The sequence below is a fragment of the Paenibacillus radicibacter genome (assembly GCF_024721995.1).
GTDB lineage: Bacteria > Bacillota > Bacilli > Paenibacillales > NBRC-103111 > Paenibacillus_AM > Paenibacillus_AM radicibacter.
Map to the genome: position 1 here is coordinate 31,427 of NZ_JANQBC010000017.1, position 17,015 is coordinate 48,441.

General features: G+C 43.6%; 16 protein-coding genes and 2 other annotated features (1 of these 18 cut by a window edge). All 16 genes read right to left on the minus strand.

Annotation, left to right across the window (positions count from 1 at the left end):
- Window positions 1–94 precede the first annotated feature (94 nt).
- Entirely contained in the window at window positions 95–3,712 is a 3,618-nt protein-coding gene (gene rpoC / locus NV379_RS24505) for a DNA-directed RNA polymerase subunit beta' (protein WP_258209977.1), read from the minus strand.
- 156 nt (window positions 3,713–3,868) lie between these two features.
- The gene (gene rpoB, locus NV379_RS24510) at window positions 3,869–7,411 is read right to left on the minus strand and encodes a DNA-directed RNA polymerase subunit beta (RefSeq protein WP_258209978.1); all 3,543 of its coding nucleotides are present in this window, start codon (window positions 7,409–7,411) and stop codon (window positions 3,869–3,871) included.
- A gap of 300 nt (window positions 7,412–7,711) precedes the next feature.
- A complete protein-coding gene (locus NV379_RS24515) occupies window positions 7,712–8,308 on the minus strand; it encodes a class I SAM-dependent methyltransferase (RefSeq protein ID WP_258209979.1) in 597 nt (198 codons plus the stop codon).
- A gap of 114 nt (window positions 8,309–8,422) precedes the next feature.
- On the minus strand, window positions 8,423–8,785 hold the full coding sequence (gene rplL / locus NV379_RS24520) for a 50S ribosomal protein L7/L12 (protein ID WP_258209980.1): 363 nt from the start codon (window positions 8,783–8,785) through the stop codon (window positions 8,423–8,425).
- A 74-nt stretch (window positions 8,786–8,859) separates the two neighbouring features.
- On the minus strand, window positions 8,860–9,366 hold the full coding sequence (gene rplJ / locus NV379_RS24525) for a 50S ribosomal protein L10 (RefSeq protein WP_258209981.1): 507 nt from the start codon (window positions 9,364–9,366) through the stop codon (window positions 8,860–8,862).
- A 74-nt stretch (window positions 9,367–9,440) separates the two neighbouring features.
- Window positions 9,441–9,586: a sequence feature (ribosomal protein L10 leader region), on the minus strand.
- A gap of 65 nt (window positions 9,587–9,651) precedes the next feature.
- The gene (rplA, locus tag NV379_RS24530; protein ID WP_258209982.1) at window positions 9,652–10,344 is read right to left on the minus strand and encodes a 50S ribosomal protein L1; all 693 of its coding nucleotides are present in this window, start codon (window positions 10,342–10,344) and stop codon (window positions 9,652–9,654) included.
- Between the two features lie 75 nt (window positions 10,345–10,419).
- Window positions 10,420–10,845 (minus strand): 50S ribosomal protein L11, encoded by a 426-nt coding sequence (gene rplK / locus NV379_RS24535; protein WP_258209983.1) that lies wholly within the window; start codon window positions 10,843–10,845, stop codon window positions 10,420–10,422.
- Window positions 10,846–10,946: 101 nt separating this feature from the next.
- Window positions 10,947–11,480, minus strand: a complete 534-nt coding sequence (nusG, locus tag NV379_RS24540; RefSeq protein WP_258209984.1) for a transcription termination/antitermination protein NusG — start codon at window positions 11,478–11,480, stop codon at window positions 10,947–10,949.
- 14 nt (window positions 11,481–11,494) lie between these two features.
- Window positions 11,495–11,665: a preprotein translocase subunit SecE gene (gene secE / locus NV379_RS24545; RefSeq protein WP_258210003.1), complete on the minus strand. Its 171-nt coding sequence runs from the start codon at window positions 11,663–11,665 to the stop codon at window positions 11,495–11,497.
- A gap of 57 nt (window positions 11,666–11,722) precedes the next feature.
- Entirely contained in the window at window positions 11,723–11,872 is a 150-nt protein-coding gene (rpmG, locus tag NV379_RS24550; protein ID WP_258209985.1) for a 50S ribosomal protein L33, read from the minus strand.
- 346 nt (window positions 11,873–12,218) lie between these two features.
- On the minus strand, window positions 12,219–12,866 hold the full coding sequence (gene sigH, locus NV379_RS24555; protein ID WP_258209986.1) for an RNA polymerase sporulation sigma factor SigH: 648 nt from the start codon (window positions 12,864–12,866) through the stop codon (window positions 12,219–12,221).
- A 127-nt stretch (window positions 12,867–12,993) separates the two neighbouring features.
- Window positions 12,994–13,506, minus strand: coding sequence for an NYN domain-containing protein (locus tag NV379_RS24560; protein WP_258209987.1), 513 nt, complete (start codon window positions 13,504–13,506; stop codon window positions 12,994–12,996).
- Between the two features lie 8 nt (window positions 13,507–13,514).
- Entirely contained in the window at window positions 13,515–14,261 is a 747-nt protein-coding gene (rlmB, locus tag NV379_RS24565) for a 23S rRNA (guanosine(2251)-2'-O)-methyltransferase RlmB (RefSeq protein ID WP_258209988.1), read from the minus strand.
- A gap of 3 nt (window positions 14,262–14,264) precedes the next feature.
- Window positions 14,265–14,675: a Mini-ribonuclease 3 gene (locus NV379_RS24570; protein ID WP_258209989.1), complete on the minus strand. Its 411-nt coding sequence runs from the start codon at window positions 14,673–14,675 to the stop codon at window positions 14,265–14,267.
- A gap of 8 nt (window positions 14,676–14,683) precedes the next feature.
- A complete protein-coding gene (gene cysS, locus NV379_RS24575) occupies window positions 14,684–16,081 on the minus strand; it encodes a cysteine--tRNA ligase (protein ID WP_258209990.1) in 1,398 nt (465 codons plus the stop codon).
- The gene (epsC, locus tag NV379_RS24580; RefSeq protein WP_258209991.1) at window positions 16,062–16,790 is read right to left on the minus strand and encodes a serine O-acetyltransferase EpsC; all 729 of its coding nucleotides are present in this window, start codon (window positions 16,788–16,790) and stop codon (window positions 16,062–16,064) included. The genes cysS and epsC overlap by 20 nt, the downstream gene beginning before the upstream one ends.
- A 72-nt stretch (window positions 16,791–16,862) precedes the next feature.
- Window positions 16,863–17,015: a binding site (T-box leader), on the minus strand; it runs 92 nt beyond the window's last position.

Consider the following 17,015-nt stretch of genomic DNA (forward strand, 5'->3'; position numbering starts at 1 on the left):
TCAAGAAAATTGCCTGCCTACAGAATGAAAATTTTCTTCCATTTCGTAAGACAGGCACATATTTTCTTGTTATATCAAGGTTTTGCCTTAGATTTTACTCTACTGCTACGGTTTCTTTTTCCACATCTACGGACTCGATTTCGTCATAAGGTGTAGTGATTCTTACATTACGGTAACGAGGCATACCCGTACCAGCTGGAATCAGCTTACCAATAATAACGTTCTCTTTAAGTCCAAGAAGTTGATCGACTTTACCTTTGATCGCTGCATCAGTCAAGACACGAGTTGTCTCTTGGAAGGATGCTGCGGACAAGAAGGAGTCAGTCTCAAGAGAAGCCTTCGTAATACCTAGAAGGATTGGCTTCGCAACTGCCGGCTCAGTACCTGCCATTAACGCAACCTTATTCGCTTCTTCATATTCATGAATGTCGACGAATGCACCCGGCAATAGTGTCGTATCGCCCGCATCAATAATACGGATTTTACGCAACATTTGACGAATCATAACTTCGACGTGCTTATCGTTAATTTCTACCCCTTGGTTACGGTATACGCGTTGCACCTCTTGCAAAATGTAGTTTTGCACGCCGCGGATACCTTTAATACGCAGCATTTCTTTAGGGTCGATAGAACCATCAGTTAGTTCATCCCCTGCTTCGATTTGCTGATTTAGGGAGACACGAATACGAGAACCGTAAGGAACGGAATATACGCGAGACTCTGCTTCACCTTGAACTTCGATTTCACGACGATCTTTGGCTTCGCGAATGTCTTTAACTATACCGTCAACTTCGGTAATAAGCGCTTGACCTTTCGGATTACGAGCTTCAAATAGCTCCTGAATACGAGGCAAACCTTGTGTAATATCGTCTCCCGCAACGCCCCCTGTATGGAACGTACGCATTGTAAGTTGTGTTCCTGGCTCACCGATGGATTGAGCGGCAATAATACCAACTGCTTCCCCGATTTCTACATGCTGTCCTGTAGCCAAGTTACGGCCATAGCACTTTTTGCAGACGCCATGTTTGGAACGGCAAGAAAGTACGGAACGAATCTGTAGTTTTTCAACTCCAGCATCAACAATTGCATTCGCTTCGTCAGCTTCAATTAGCTGATTACGAGCAACAATGACTTCACCAGTCTCCGGATGACGGACAGTACCAAATGAGTAACGTCCTTCAATACGGTCGAACAGGTCTTCGATAACCTCTTTACCATCTTGAATTTTGCTTACTGTAAAGCCTTTATCTGTTCCGCAGTCTTCGTCACGAACGATAACGTCCTGTGCAACGTCAACTAGACGACGAGTCAGGTAACCTGAGTCAGCTGTCCGTAGTGCTGTATCGGCCAAACCTTTACGCGCACCATGCGTAGAAATAAAGTACTCGAGTACCGTCAGACCTTCACGGAAGTTCGATTTAATCGGTAACTCAATAATTTTACCGGACGGATTCGCCATCAATCCACGCATACCGCCAAGCTGTGTAATCTGTGATTTGTTACCACGGGCTTTGGACTCCACCATCATGTTGATAGAATTGTACTTATCCAAGGACTTCATCAGGATATCCGTCAGTTCGTCCTTCGCACGGCTCCAGATCGCAATTACGCGGTCATAACGCTCATCGTTCGTGATCAAACCACGGCGATATTGCATTGTAACTGTACGAACTTTCTCATCTGATTCAGCAAGAATCCTAACTTTCTCAGGTGGAACCGTAACGTCAGATACAGCAACCGTAATACCAGCTTTAGTGGAATATGTGAACCCAAGCTCTTTGATCTTATCCAAGATCATCGAAGTTTGCGTTGTGTGATACTTACGGAAACATTCACCAATGATCGAACCTAAGTAGTCCTTACCAATGGCTTTTGTTTCAGGGAACTCTGCAAGTGCCTTACGAACATCTTCACCTTTACCGAAAATGAAGTAGTTATCTGACGCACCTTGAAGTAGGTTCGCTTTTGTTGCTTCATTAATGAACGGGAAGTCAGTAGGGAAAATCTCGTTAAAGATAATCTTACCGATTGTTGTAATCAACATTGCCTCTTGCTGCTTAGTCGTAAAGCTTTCTTTGTTAAGAGCTTTAACCGGAATTGCAACACGAGCATGTAATTCAGCATTGCCGCTTTGGTAAGCAGATACTGCTTCATGTACGGTACGAACGATTGAGCCACCGCCACGCGCATGAATGTTATCCGTAGTCAGGTAGAATGATCCTAGAACCATATCCTGGGACGGAGTAACTACTGGCTTACCATCTTTCGGGTTCAGAATGTTACCGGAAGCAAGCATGAGTACACGTGCTTCAGCTTGTGCTTCAGCGGAAAGCGGAACGTGAACCGCCATCTGGTCACCGTCAAAGTCAGCGTTATACGCCGTACAAACAAGCGGATGCAATTTAATTGCGCGGCCTTCAACAAGAATGGGTTCAAATGCTTGAATACCAAGTCTATGAAGTGTTGGTGCACGGTTAAGCAGAACCGGATGTTCGCGAATTACTTCTTCTAGTACATCCCATACATCTGGAGATACGCGTTCAACTTTACGCTTCGCGCTCTTGATGTTATGAGCTAATCCTTTATTCACAAGCTCTTTCATAACGAAAGGCTTGAATAATTCAAGTGCCATCTCTTTTGGAAGACCGCATTGGTACATTTTCAAGCTAGGACCTACAACGATAACGGAACGACCTGAGTAGTCAACACGTTTACCTAGTAAGTTCTGACGGAAACGACCTTGCTTACCTTTAAGCATGTGGCTCAAAGATTTAAGCGGACGGTTACCAGGACCTGTAACAGGACGACCACGACGACCATTATCGATCAAAGCATCTACTGCTTCTTGAAGCATACGCTTCTCATTTTGCACGATAATGTCTGGAGCGCCTAAGTCTAACAAACGCTTAAGGCGATTGTTACGGTTAATTACACGACGATACAAATCGTTAAGGTCGGAAGTCGCGAAACGTCCACCATCGAGTTGAACCATCGGACGAAGTTCTGGAGGAATTACCGGCAACACATCAAGTACCATCCAGTCTGGGTGGTTCTTGGAGTTACGGAAAGCTTCCATTACTTCAAGGCGCTTAATCGCACGATTACGACGTTGGCCTTGAGCTGTCTTTAGCTCTTCTTTTAGCGATTCCACTTCTTTATCGATTTCGATGTCCTGTAAAAGTTTCTTTACAGCCTCGGCACCCATTCCAGCGTGGAACGCATATCCGTACTTCTCGCGATAAGAACGATATTCTTTCTCGGAAAGCAGTTGTTTCTTCTCAAGCGGTGTATCACCTGGATCTGTTACCACGTAGGAAGCGAAGTAGATTACTTCTTCCAAAGAACGTGGGGACATATCAAGAGCAAGACCCATACGGGATGGAATACCCTTGAAATACCAAATATGGGATACTGGTGCTGCTAATTCAATGTGTCCCATACGCTCACGACGTACTTTTTGACGCGTCACTTCAACACCGCAACGGTCACAGACTACACCTTTATAACGAACACGCTTGTACTTACCGCAATGACATTCCCAATCTTTAGTCGGCCCGAAGATTTTCTCACAGAATAAGCCCTCTTTTTCGGGCTTTAAGGTTCTGTAGTTAATCGTTTCCGGCTTTTTCACTTCACCACGGGACCAGGAACGAATTTTGTCAGGCGAAGCTAAGCCGATTTTCATGAACTCGAAGTTGTTAACGTCCAACAAGGAGCAACCCTCCTTACAGATATGCTGACTCTTTTTCAAAACCTACTACGAAACCTACAAACCACTATCTATTGTGTGAATCGTGCGAATGTTAGAAGTTACGCCAAGGAAACTACCTTATGGTAGTCTCCTTAGCCGTACTCTCTATTCATTGAACTACTCGCTTGCTACTTCAGAGCCTTCGATGTTCAAATTGAGCTTATCATTCGCTGAATCATCATCTTCGTCACTTTCTTTCAACTCGATCTCTTTTTGATCGCCAGAAAGAATCTTAACATCCATACCTAAACTTTGAAGCTCTTTAATCAATACTTTGAATGATTCCGGAACACCTGGTTCTGGAACATTCTCGCCTTTGACGATGGACTCGTACGTCTTCACCCGGCCGACAACATCATCGGACTTCACAGTCAAGATTTCTTGCAACGTATAAGCTGCACCGTACGCCTCAAGTGCCCAAACCTCCATCTCACCGAAACGCTGACCACCGAATTGCGCTTTACCACCAAGTGGCTGTTGCGTAACTAGGGAGTAAGGTCCAGTGGAACGAGCATGGATCTTATCGTCAACCATGTGCGCCAGTTTGATCATGTACATGACACCAACTGTAACTTCACGCTCAAACAAATCTCCTGTACGACCATCATACAGACGCGTTTTACCATTACGTTGCATACCAGCTTCTTCCATCGTGTCAAATACGTCATACTCATGCGCACCATCAAATACTGGTGATGCAACGTGAATACCTAATGCTTTAGCAGCCATACCGATATGAACTTCTAGTACTTGACCGATGTTCATACGTGATGGTACCCCTAGTGGGTTTAGCACGACTTGGACAGGTGTTCCGTCTGGTAGGAATGGCATGTCTTCTTCTGGCAAAATACGTGCGATAACACCCTTGTTACCGTGACGTCCCGCCATCTTATCTCCCTCAGAAATCTTACGTTTCTGAGCGATATACACACGAACGAGTTGATTCACACCAGGAGGCAGCTCATCGCCGTTCTCACGTGTAAATACTTTAACGTCAACAACGATACCATCCGTACCATGCGGTACACGAAGGGATGTGTCACGAACTTCACGCGCTTTTTCGCCGAAGATTGCATGTAACAAGCGCTCTTCAGCTGTTAGTTCTGTAACACCCTTAGGCGTTACTTTACCAACTAGAATGTCTCCCGCGTTAATTTCCGCACCTACACGGATAATGCCGCGTTCGTCAAGGTTTTTCAGAGCATCTTCACCGACATTCGGAATGTCACGTGTGATTTCCTCTGGACCAAGCTTCGTATCACGAGCTTCAGACTCGTATTCTTCAATATGAATAGACGTATAAACGTCTTCTTTCACTAGTTTCTCACTTAGTAGGATCGCATCCTCATAGTTGTAACCTTCCCAAGTCATAAACGCAACAACGACGTTACGACCTAGTGCCAATTCACCCTGCTCAGTAGAAGGACCATCAGCTAGAATGTCACCCTTACGAACGATATCACCCAATTTACAGATTGGACGTTGATTAATACATGTACCTTGGTTAGAACGCATGAACTTATGAATCTTGTGCTTCACAAGGTCACCTTTCACTAGCTTACCGTCAATTTCTTCGTGACGACGAAGCCAGATCTCGTTACCAGACACACGCTCAATCACACCATCATGTTTCGAAACGATACAAACACCGGAGTCCTTCGCAGCTTTGTGCTCCATTCCAGTACCAACAAGTGGAGCTTTTGGAATTAGAAGTGGAACAGCTTGCCGCTGCATGTTCGATCCCATTAGCGCACGGTTGGAGTCATCGTTCTCTAAGAACGGAATGAGCGCCGTCGCAACGGAAACAACTTGCTTAGGAGAAACGTCCATGTAGTCTACACGTTCGATTGGTAGCGTCAAGATATCATCTTTGAAACGAACGATAACTTGATCTTCTTGGAAAGTACCTTCTTCCGTAAGAACAGCGTTTGCTTGAGCGATAACATAGTTATCCTCTTCATCAGCTGTCAAATACGAAATTTTATCCGTAACAACGCCTGATTTCGGATCTACCCAACGGTATGGAGCTTCAATAAAGCCATACTCATTAATACGGGCAAACGTAGACAAGGAGTTGATCAAACCAATGTTCGGACCCTCTGGTGTCTCAATCGGACACATACGGCCATAGTGGGAGTGATGGACGTCACGTACTTCAAAGCCCGCGCGCTCACGCGTCAAACCACCAGGTCCAAGGGCAGATAAACGACGCTTGTGCGTTAATTCAGCAAGCGGGTTTGTCTGATCCATAAACTGCGACAATTGGGAGCTACCGAAGAACTCTTTAATGGACGCAATAACTGGACGAATATTGATCAATGCCTGAGGTGTAATTACATTCGCATCTTGAATAGACATACGCTCACGAACTACACGCTCCATACGGGATAGACCAATACGGAATTGGTTCTGCAACAATTCACCAACGGAACGCAAACGACGGTTACCTAAGTGGTCAATATCATCCGTGCTGCCGATTCCGCGAAGTAAATTCATAAAGTAGTTAATGGAAGAAATAATATCAGCAGGCGTAATGTTCTTCACTGCTTTATCGATGACACCGTTGGAAATGACTTTCACAACTTTACCATCATCATTTGGTGAGTATACATTAATCGCTTGTACTGGAATCTCATCCGCACCAGAAATACCGTTAGGCACGTTAATTGCTTTCATGCCCACGCCTTCTTCTAAGAAAGGAAGAATTTTATCAAGAAGACGACGGTCAAGTGTTTGACCTACTTCTGCGATAATTTCCCCTGTATTCGGATCATACAAAGTTTCCGCTAGTTTCTGATTGAACAAGCGGTTTTTAATATGAAGCTTTTTATTGATTTTGTAACGACCTACATTCGCTAGGTCATAACGCTTCGGATCGAAGAAACGCGATACTAGTAAGGAACGCGCATTATCAATCGTAGGCGGCTCACCTGGACGCAAGCGCTCATAGATTTCGATAAGTGCTTTTTCCGTAGAGTCTGTGTTATCTTTATCAAGCGTGTTCTGGATGTACTCGTCTTCACCTAGCAAATCCAAGATCTCAGCGTCTGTTCCAAAGCCCATTGCACGAAGCAATACCGTTACCGGAATTTTACGTGTGCGGTCAATACGAACATAGATGATATCCTTAGAATCTGTCTCCAATTCAAGCCATGCACCGCGGTTCGGAATAACCGTCGCCGTGTATGTTTTTTTACCGTTCTTATCCACTTTCGTGCTATAATAAACACTCGGGGAGCGAACTAGTTGGGAGACGATTACTCGCTCTGCACCGTTGATAATGAAAGTACCGGTTTCCGTCATCACAGGGAAATCACCCATGAATACTTCCTGTTCTTTCACTTCGCCCGTCTCGTTATTAATTAAACGCACTTTAACACGCAGCGGAGCTGCATAAGTAACGTCGCGCTCTTTGGATTCATCAACAGAATATTTAGGATCTCCTAAATTGTAATCAATGAATTCTAATACGAGATTTCCCGTAAAATCTTGAATCGGGGAGATATCCTGAAACATTTCACGAAGCCCTTCATCCAAGAACCATTCATATGATTTCTGCTGGATTTCAATCAGGTTCGGAATGCCAAGCACCTCATTGATTCGAGCATAAGTCCTGCGTTTACGTCGACCAAATTGAACAAGATGTCCCGCCAACTTCATCACCCCTCGAGTCTACTCAATATCTTTGTTAAAAATAAATAAGAAAAACTTCACATGGATGGAGGTTTTTCTCGTTGATTCTGCAAGGAAATTCCATATTTTTCTACTCATTTTGTTAGACTTGCCCAAAAACCCAACAATATACCTAGATTTTCAAAAATATACGCGAATTTCTCAAAAACTCTTGACTTTTTATACAGTAACGAAAGTATGGGCATCTTAATACTGACATTTTTTAATGATACCATATCTAAAATGTCAAGTCAAATATTTTTTCCATAGAACGTACGATAACAACGTTTATTTTATAGCTTTAATAATGCGGTAGCCCTTATCCTTCGTCACTTCATCCACTTGAGTGAATAACGATTCTAGCTTACTAAACGCGGAAGGCGCGCCTTGCTTCTTCTGAATAACAATCCAAAGTGCTCCACCAGGTCGAAGAACAGCATGTACTTCTTCAAATATACGATGCACAATCTCTTTCCCCGCGCGAATCGGAGGATTCGTCAGCACCACATCAAAAGTTTGATCGAGTACAGCTGCTAGAGTATCACTTTGCATCACTTTTACATTGCTCAAGCCATTACGTTGTGCATTGCTCCTAGATAACTCTACTGCGCGTTCATTAATATCCAGCATGGTCACATGATTCTCACTGGATAACTTCGCCGCAGTTAAACCAATCGGACCATACCCACAGCCAACATCGAGCACTTTGGAACCTGATTCAATATCCATTGCTTCTATTAATACTTTACTTCCATAATCCACGCCTTTTTTTGAAAAGACACCTGCATCTGTTACGAACTGAAACTTTTGTCGGCGTAGCGACACCTCAAGCTTATGCTGATCATGTGCTGTCGTCGGTTTCTGTGAATAATAATGTTCTGCCATATCCCTACCCCCTTCACATGATTTCAAAAAACATCAATACGTATTAATTTCTTTTGAAATAAAGCAAACCTCTTGAAGCTTACGCCTCAAGAGGTTTGAAAATGAAATATATAATTATTTCACTTCTACGGAAGCGCCAGCTTCTTCAAGCTTAGCTTTAACAGCTTCTGCTTCTTCTTTGCTTACTTTTTCTTTAAGAGCTTTTGGTGCGTTGTCAACTAGGTCTTTAGCTTCTTTCAAGCCTAGGCCTGTGATTTCGCGCACTACTTTAATAACGTTGATTTTGGAAGCACCAGCGTTGTTCAAGATTACGTCGAATTCGGATTGCTCAGCAACAGCTTCTGCTGCGCCGCCAGCTGCTACTACTGTAGGAGCTGCTGCAGTTACACCAAATTCTTCTTCGATTGCTTTAACCAAGTCGTTCAATTCTAAAACAGTCATACCTTTGATAGCTTCCAAGATTTGTGCGTGGCTCATGGGTATACCTCCATTTATTAATCGATTCAATCGATATTATTAGTTTTTGTTCAAACCAAGACTTTAAGCGACTATTACGCTTCTGCGCCTTCTTGCTTTTCAGCAACAGCTTTAACCGCAAGGGCGAAGTTGCGTACAGGAGCTTGAAGAACGCTGAGTAGCATAGAAAGAAGACCGTCTCTGGAAGGAAGAGCTGCAAGTGCTTTGATTTGAGTAAGGTCTACGACTTTACCCTCAACAACGCCACCTTTAACTTCTAGCTTCTCATTTTTCTTAGCGAAATCTGTTAAGATTTTAGCTGGAGAAACAACGTCATCTTTGCTGAATGCAACAGCAGTTGGACCAACCAAGTATTGATCAAGTTCAGTTAACTCAGTGCTTGCAGTCGCACGACGCAACATTGTGTTTTTCAAAACTTCGAATTCAATACCAGCTTCACGTAGAGTTTTACGTAGTTCAGTTACTTGAGCAACGTTAAGACCACGGTAGTCAGTAACGATTGCACAAGAGCTATCACGGAATTTATCGGATAGTTGAGCTACCAACTGTTCTTTGCTAGCGATAACTTTTGCGTTTGCCATTTGATACACCTCACTTCGATCGCATAATCGTTTGCATACTGCAAACAGATATTGATTTCAGCATTCCTTTGCTTTATGGGCAAAAGAAATGCCTTCGCAGACAATACGAAGGCATGTTGTGTTCGCTTGTCACGAGACAAGCGAACTTTATATCACAACACCTCGGCAGGAAATTAAGCTTTTCAGCACCTACTGTCTACGGTCTACTATTCGTTTTAACAACCTTAGATAGATTATCATGAATGACTATGAAAGTCAATTCACATCCTTCTTTTGGAAGGAATCTTATCTAAAGGATTGCAGGTTCACACGTACGCTTGGTCCCATTGTGGAAGAAACAGCAACACCTTTAAGGTATTGACCTTTCGCCGCAGCTGGTTTCGCTCTTACAAGCGCATCAAGCAATGCTTTGAAGTTGTCAGCCAACTTATCAGCATCGAAAGATACTTTACCAAGTGGAGCATGAATTTGTCCTGCTTTATCAAGACGGTACTCGATTTTACCTGCTTTGATCTCTTGAACAGCTTTAGTAACGTCGAAAGTAACTGTGCCTGCTTTAGGGTTTGGCATTAAGCCTTTACCACCAAGAATACGACCCAATTTACCAACTTCGCTCATCATGTCAGGAGTAGCTACGCAGACATCGAAATCGAACCAACCTTGTTGGATTTTGTTAATCATGTCAGCATCGCCTACGAAATCAGCGCCAGCAGCTTCAGCTTCTTTTGCTTTTTCCCCTTTAGCGAATACTAAGACACGCTTAGTTTTACCAGTACCGTGTGGCAATACAACTACACCACGTACAGCTTGGTCTTGTTTTCTTGGGTCAACGCCCAAGCGAACAGCGATATCAACAGTTTCATCAAACTTAGCAGTAGCAAGCTTCTTCACTAGTTCAATCGCTTCTTGCGGATCGTACAACGTTTCAGCTGTAACTTGCTTAGCCGCTTCAACATATTTCTTACCATGTTTAGCCATGTTAGTTCCTCCTTTGTGGTTTTAACGGATAATCCTCCCACCGATTGCGACTAAATAGCCGCCTTACAAATGGAATTAGTCAACGATTGTGATACCCATGCTGCGAGCTGTACCTTCAACCATACGCATTGCAGATTCAACGGATGCAGCGTTAAGGTCAGGCATTTTTTGCTCAGCGATTTCACGAACTTTATCGCGTTTAACAGTTGCAACTTTCTTCTTGTTAGGTTCGCCTGATCCTTTTTCGATACCAGCAACTACGCGAAGAAGAACTGCAGCCGGAGGAGTTTTCGTAATAAACGTAAACGAGCGATCCTCAAATACTGTGATTTCAACTGGGATAATTAGTCCCGCTTGATCAGCAGTCTTAGCGTTAAATTCTTTACAGAAAGCCATAATGTTAACCCCTGCTTGACCCAATGCTGGACCAATCGGTGGAGCTGGATTCGCTTTCCCTGCAGGAACCTGCAGTTTCACCATTTTAATTACCTTTTTAGCCATGTGAGACACCTCCTTGCTCGTATTGTGGTCAGACGGGATGAAATTCCCTCCCACTGAAAAGGCCCACTCCTAGACAGGAACAGGCCAAAGAAACCAGACTTTTATAGCTTCTCCACTTGAGTATAATCTAACTCTAGCGGGGTTTCTCTGCCAAACATATTGACGTGAACTTTTAGCTTGCTCTTCTCAACGATGATCTCTTCGATCGAGCCGACGAAGTTAGCAAACGGACCAACCATAACACGAACATTGTCTTTCAACTCGAAATCAATAACTGGCTTCGGCTCATCCATACCCATATGTTTAAGGATAGCTTCAACCTCTTCCGGTAAAAGAGCTGTCGGTTTGGAACCAGAGCCCGTAGAGCCCACGAATCCGGTAACACCGGGCGTATTACGAACGACATACCAGGAGTCGTCAGTTTGAATCATTTCCACAAGCACATAGCCAGGGTACACTTTTCGCATAACAGACTTCTTCTTACCGTCTTTGTTCACGATTTCTTCTTCCATCGGAACAAGGACGCGGAAGATCTTGTCCGTCATGTCCATTGATTCAACGCGTTTCTCCAAATTAGCTTTGACCTTGTTTTCATACCCAGAATAGGTATGTACGACGTACCATCTTTTCTCCATGTTTTCCATCGCGATTATATGATCGTCCTTAGCAATTCACTAATGCCAAGATCGAGCAAGAAAAAGTAAACCGCGACGAAAGCGACTAATCCAAGAGTAACTAGAGTGTAGCTAGTTAATTCTTTGCGACTTGGCCACTTTACTTTTTTTAATTCAGTACCACTTTCCTTAAAAAAGGTAAACATAGAAGAAAAGCTGCGTTTTACTGGCGTAAATAAAGACACAACTACACCCCCACTAAACTACCTAGTCTCACGATGACCAGTATGTTCATTGCAATGTCTGCAATACTTCTTAAGTTCCATACGGTCTGGATTGTTGCGCTTATTTTTAACGGATGTATAGTTTCTTTGTTTGCAATTTGTACACGCTAATGTAATGAAAACCCGCATGCGTTACACCTCCCGAGACATACTTCAATTCCGCCCCGTTTTTTGTGCATCATAAAGAAACGCTATACAGGGCTACCTGCAATACTTTAGCATAAGTGAATTTTCATGTCAAGAAGAACTGCTATTCAAACAATGCTATACATACCTGTTAGAAACACTCTAAATCCTACGCTGATATAACCATTATGTACGTATACCCGCGGCCTTAAACAGATTCCTCACTATAAGCACTACTCCGAACTATCCCAACAATTAGCACGACAGGTACAATTTTGCGAAATCTATTTCTATTAAAAACAAAAAAAGTGCCCCGCATATGTGAGCACTTGTTTGTATAACGATTCATTTATAATAAGTCCCGTACTTCTAAATAACGTTCCAACTTACGCTTTACTCGCTGCAAAGCATTATCAATTGATTTGACATGACGATCCAAGTCAACTGCAATTTCTTGATACGATCTACCGTCGAGATACAGCATTAATACCCGCCGCTCTAGCTCACTAAGGATTTCACCCATTTTATCTTCAAGCCCTGTGAATTCTTCCCGATTAATAATCAGCTCTTCAGGATCAGATACACGCGAACCGCAAATAACATCAAGCAATGTGCGATCAGAGTCTTCATCATAGATGGGCTTGTCTAGTGAAACATAGGAGTTAAGGGGGATGTGCTTCTGTCTTGTAGCGGTTTTGATTGCGGTGATGATTTGTCTGGTGATACACAATTCTGCGAATGCTTTGAATGAAGCCAATTTATCGCCACGAAAGTCACGAATCGATTTGTATAAACCAATCATGCCTTCTTGCACAATGTCTTCACGATCAGCTCCTATAAGAAAGTAGGAACGGGCTTTCGCTCGAACGAGATTGCGGTATTTATGAATCAAATATTCCAGCGCGTCGCTATTGCCTTGGCGGACCGCTTCGACTATGTCCTCGTCCATTACAGACTCGTAGTCGCTAATTTTCAAATCCTTGAGGTCGACACTCACCTTTCAATCCCTCCGGCCCGGCCTAAAAGTGCTACCAATTTATGCAATATAAAGCTAGGTCAAGTATACATGAACATTTCCGAGGACGTCAACGAGAATAATGCGCATTTAACGGCATAATGGCGCGCTATTTGCCCCTTCGCATCTGTTCAAACCATGCTTTTGTCTTCTCATCCATATTTCCACTTACGGTATTTCTTGTATAATTTTTGACTGGCTTGATCATTCCCTTGATCTCTTCATGACTTTGCTGCACTTTTCTGCGTAATTCATTAGCAGTAAGCCGCAGAGCACCCGCTCCAAATATGACATGCTGCTCAATCATATCCGATGTGGCCACATACACTTGCTTGCGTCTGCCGATCAGGCCAGTAACCAAGCTCTCGATCAATTCATCGGCTGTTTCTTTTTCCTTGGTGTATAGAATAGTCAGTCGTCCTTGATTGTATGTTTTCCCTAGGCCTGGTACTTGATAAGCATCAAAGACGACGTACACTTTCATACCTGAAAAGGATTGATACTCCGAGAGCTTGTGTATAAGCAGATCTCTAGCTTCTTCTAAGTTCGTAATTTTAAGCTGTTTCAGCTCCGGCCACGCTCCAATAATGTTATAGCCGTCTACGACAAGAAACTCCTGCATGGAAGCAATCAGCCCATACTGCGCTGACGCACAACTTCGTACATGAGTACACCCGCTGCAACAGAAGCGTTAAGTGAGTTAATTTGGCCATGCATCGGCAATTTAACAAGGAAATCACATTTTTCTTTGATCAAACGACCAACGCCTTTACCTTCATTTCCAATGACTAGCGCAAGTGGCATCTTGAAATTGTTACGATATACATTCTCTGGTGCAGCTACATCCGTACCCGCTACCCACACACCTAATTCTTTTAGACGTTCAATCGTTTGGGCGATATTCGTCACACGAGCAACGGGCACATATTCAACAGCACCAGCGGAGATCTTGGATACAGTTGCAGTTAAACCTACCGCGCGGCGCTTCGGAATGATAACTCCGTGCACACCAGTGCAATCAGCAGTTCGTAGAATCGAACCTAAGTTATGTGGATCTTCGATCTCGTCCAAAATGAGAATGAACGGATCTTCCCCTTTTTGCTTCGCAACATCAAGAATATGCTCAATTGTTACATACTCATAAGCTGCCGCTTGTGCAACAACACCTTGATGCTGAACATCAGGTACCATTTGATCGAGCTTACGCTTATCAATAAACTGTACGATAATCCCATGATTTTTTGCTTCTGCAATAATAGGTTGTGTAAGTGCCTTCTGTGCATTTTCAGCAATCCAAATCTTGTTTATCGGTCGGCCTGCACGAAGTGCCTCGATAATTGAGTGTTTCCCTGCGATGTAATCTTCTTCTTGACTCATTCGTTATTTACCCTCCATTTGCGGCGCGACAGCGATATCTAGCAGTTCACGCAATCTTGTGTATTCCTCTTTATAGTATAAATAGCCCACTAAACACTCCATACCTGTTGCATGTCGATATTCAAGCAAATCTGCATTCTTCGGGACCGTACCTGATTTGGCATTACGACCGCGACGTACAATATCGAGCTCGTCCTCATTTAAGAGAGGCATCCATCGTTCTAAAATACGTGCCTGCGCTTTGGCAGACACATATTTCGTTGATGAACGATGCAGGTGATTCGGGCGATGATTCGGATTGGTAATAACATGCTGTCTAATATACATTTCAAAAACAGCATCCCCTAAATAAGCAAGAACTAAAGGCTGGATCAAATTCGGCTTTTTCCCTGGTGGTATGAAAAACGGATTCATCATATCACTCATTTGCGGCGCCAGCGGATGCCTTGTGGAGTATCTTCCAAGAAAATACCTTGTTCCGTCAGCAAATCACGAATTTCATCTGCACGCGCCCAATTTTTAGATGTACGTGCTGCTACACGCTCTGCGATCAATTGTTCGATTTCTTCATCGAGCAGTTCATCGGACTCATCCGAAAGTAGACCTAACACTCCATTAAATACTTGCAGTGCATCTAACAAAGCACGAAGAGTCGAAGCCGTTACTTGCTCTTGCTGCAAGTAAACATTCGCTTCAGATACAAGTTCGAATAACGCAGTAATCGCATCTGGCGTATTGAAATCATCGTTCATCTTGCTATCAAACTGCTGTTTAATTTGGTTCATACGATCCACAACATCTTGAGCGATTTCGCCTTCTAAAGCAGTCTCTAGGCGATGGTTCAAGTTGCATACGCAATTATGAATCCGTTCCACAGAGTTATCTGCTTGCTCAATGCTTTCCTCACTAAAGTTCAGCGGATTACGGTAATGTGCATTCAAGATAAAGAAGCGGAACGTCTGTGGACGCACTTGTTCTAACACTTGGCGAAGCAAGATACCGTTACCGAGAGATTTGGACATTTTTTCATTATCAATGTTAAGGAATGCGTTATGCATCCAGTAATTCGCCATCTTCACACCTGTAAAGGCTTCCGTCTGCGCAACTTCACATTCATGATGCGGGAACTGCAAATCTTGACCGCCACCGTGAATATCAATCGTCTCTCCAAGGTACTTATGCACCATCGCAGAGCATTCAATATGCCAACCTGGGCGACCTTCACCCCAAGGAGAGACCCACGAGATCTCACCTGGCTTCGCACCTTTCCATAATACAAAGTCTTGCGGATTCTCTTTGCGCTCATCGACATCAATACGAATACCGAACTGCAGTTCGTTTAAGTTCTGATGAGATAACTTGCCGTATTCTTCAAACTTGGATGTACGATAGTAAACATCGCCACCACTTGGGTACGCATATCCGGTATCGACTAACTTTTGTACCATATCAATAATTTCTTGAATGTTCTCCGTTACACGCGGATGATGAGACACGGGGTGAATACCTGCTGCCTTTACATCCTCAAGGTAAGCATCGATAAAGCGCTGGCTTAGTTCTGGAACGCTCTCACCCATCTCTTCCGCTTTACGGATGAGCTTATCGTCTACATCTGTAAAGTTCACAAGATAATTCACATCATAACCTGCGTGTGTTAAATATCTGCGGACTACATCAAAGAAAATTGCGCCCCGTGCATTTCCAATATGAATATAGTTATATACGGTTGGTCCGCATACATACATCTTCACCTTACCTGGTTCAAGTGGAACAAAAGGTTCCTTCTGCCGTGACATCGTATTATAAATGTGTATTGTCATATGCAACTCCTCCATTCTTACTTCGCTCGATTTCGAGCTGTTGTTTTAATGTTACGATCTGCTCTCGCAGTTTCGGAATTTCGTTAATTTGTTCGCACATGCATTGCATCTCATCAATCTGGGCTTGTAGCTTGCGACAAATGTCAATGACCGGGTCAATGAGAACACCATGATCGAGTCGATTAATACGTACGCCGTCACGCTTGACTATTTTACCAGGAATCCCTACGACTGTACTCATTGGCGGTACCTCTTGCAGCACGACCGAATTCGCACCAATGCGCGAGTTATCTCCGACAGTAAACGAACCAAGTACTTTCGCCCCAGAAGCAATGACCACATTGCTTCCGATCGTCGGGTGACGCTTCCCCTTCTCTTTGCCCGTTCCACCTAAGGTAACCCCTTGATAGAGCACGACATCATCACCAATCTCACAAGTTTCCCCGATAACGACCCCCATGCCATGATCAATGAATAGACGATTGCCAAGATGTGCACCGGGGTGAATCTCAATACCTGTTAGAAAGCGAGAAGCTTGCGATATGATACGTGCGATCGTGAAGAAATGTTTCTTATAAAACCAGTGTGCAATACGATGATGCCATATGGCATGCAGCCCGGAATAGGTAAACACAACTTCAAACGTACTGCGGGCAGCTGGATCATTCTCGAAAACCGCTTGGATATCTGCTTTTATTCTTTCCCACATTCTGTGTCACCTTTCCATTCTCATCTTAAAATAAAAAAGCCTCCACAGCCTATTTCGGTGAAGAAATAAGGCTGCAGAGGCGTCGTGTTCACGCGGTTCCACTCTGCTTTCGTGAGGATGAGTCACGAACTCAATGCTCATAACGGTAGCAAACCGGCTTCATCTACCCTGTACCTGTACAGATCGATCAAGCAGCTCCTAGGTGCATGTTCCGATTATCGGGAA

Bases quoted from the DNA above. Each gene is read 5' to 3' on its own strand.
- rpoB (WP_258209978.1), bottom strand. From the start codon at position 7,411: ATGAAGTTGGCGGGACATCTTGTTCAATTTGGTCGACGTAAACGCAGG.
- NV379_RS24515 (WP_258209979.1), bottom strand. From the start codon at position 8,308: ATGGCAGAACATTATTATTCACAGAAACCGACGACAGCACATGATCAG.
- rplL (WP_258209980.1), bottom strand. From the start codon at position 8,785: ATGAGCCACGCACAAATCTTGGAAGCTATCAAAGGTATGACTGTTTTA.
- rplJ (WP_258209981.1), bottom strand. From the start codon at position 9,366: ATGGCAAACGCAAAAGTTATCGCTAGCAAAGAACAGTTGGTAGCTCAA.
- rplA (WP_258209982.1), bottom strand. From the start codon at position 10,344: ATGGCTAAACATGGTAAGAAATATGTTGAAGCGGCTAAGCAAGTTACA.
- rplK (WP_258209983.1), bottom strand. From the start codon at position 10,845: ATGGCTAAAAAGGTAATTAAAATGGTGAAACTGCAGGTTCCTGCAGGG.
- nusG (WP_258209984.1), bottom strand. From the start codon at position 11,480: ATGGAGAAAAGATGGTACGTCGTACATACCTATTCTGGGTATGAAAAC.
- secE (WP_258210003.1), bottom strand. From the start codon at position 11,665: ATGTTTACCTTTTTTAAGGAAAGTGGTACTGAATTAAAAAAAGTAAAG.
- rpmG (WP_258209985.1), bottom strand. From the start codon at position 11,872: ATGCGGGTTTTCATTACATTAGCGTGTACAAATTGCAAACAAAGAAAC.
- NV379_RS24560 (WP_258209987.1), bottom strand. From the start codon at position 13,506: ATGCAGGAGTTTCTTGTCGTAGACGGCTATAACATTATTGGAGCGTGG.
- rlmB (WP_258209988.1), bottom strand. From the start codon at position 14,261: ATGAGTCAAGAAGAAGATTACATCGCAGGGAAACACTCAATTATCGAG.
- NV379_RS24570 (WP_258209989.1), bottom strand. From the start codon at position 14,675: ATGAATCCGTTTTTCATACCACCAGGGAAAAAGCCGAATTTGATCCAG.
- cysS (WP_258209990.1), bottom strand. From the start codon at position 16,081: ATGACAATACACATTTATAATACGATGTCACGGCAGAAGGAACCTTTT.
- epsC (WP_258209991.1), bottom strand. From the start codon at position 16,790: ATGTGGGAAAGAATAAAAGCAGATATCCAAGCGGTTTTCGAGAATGAT.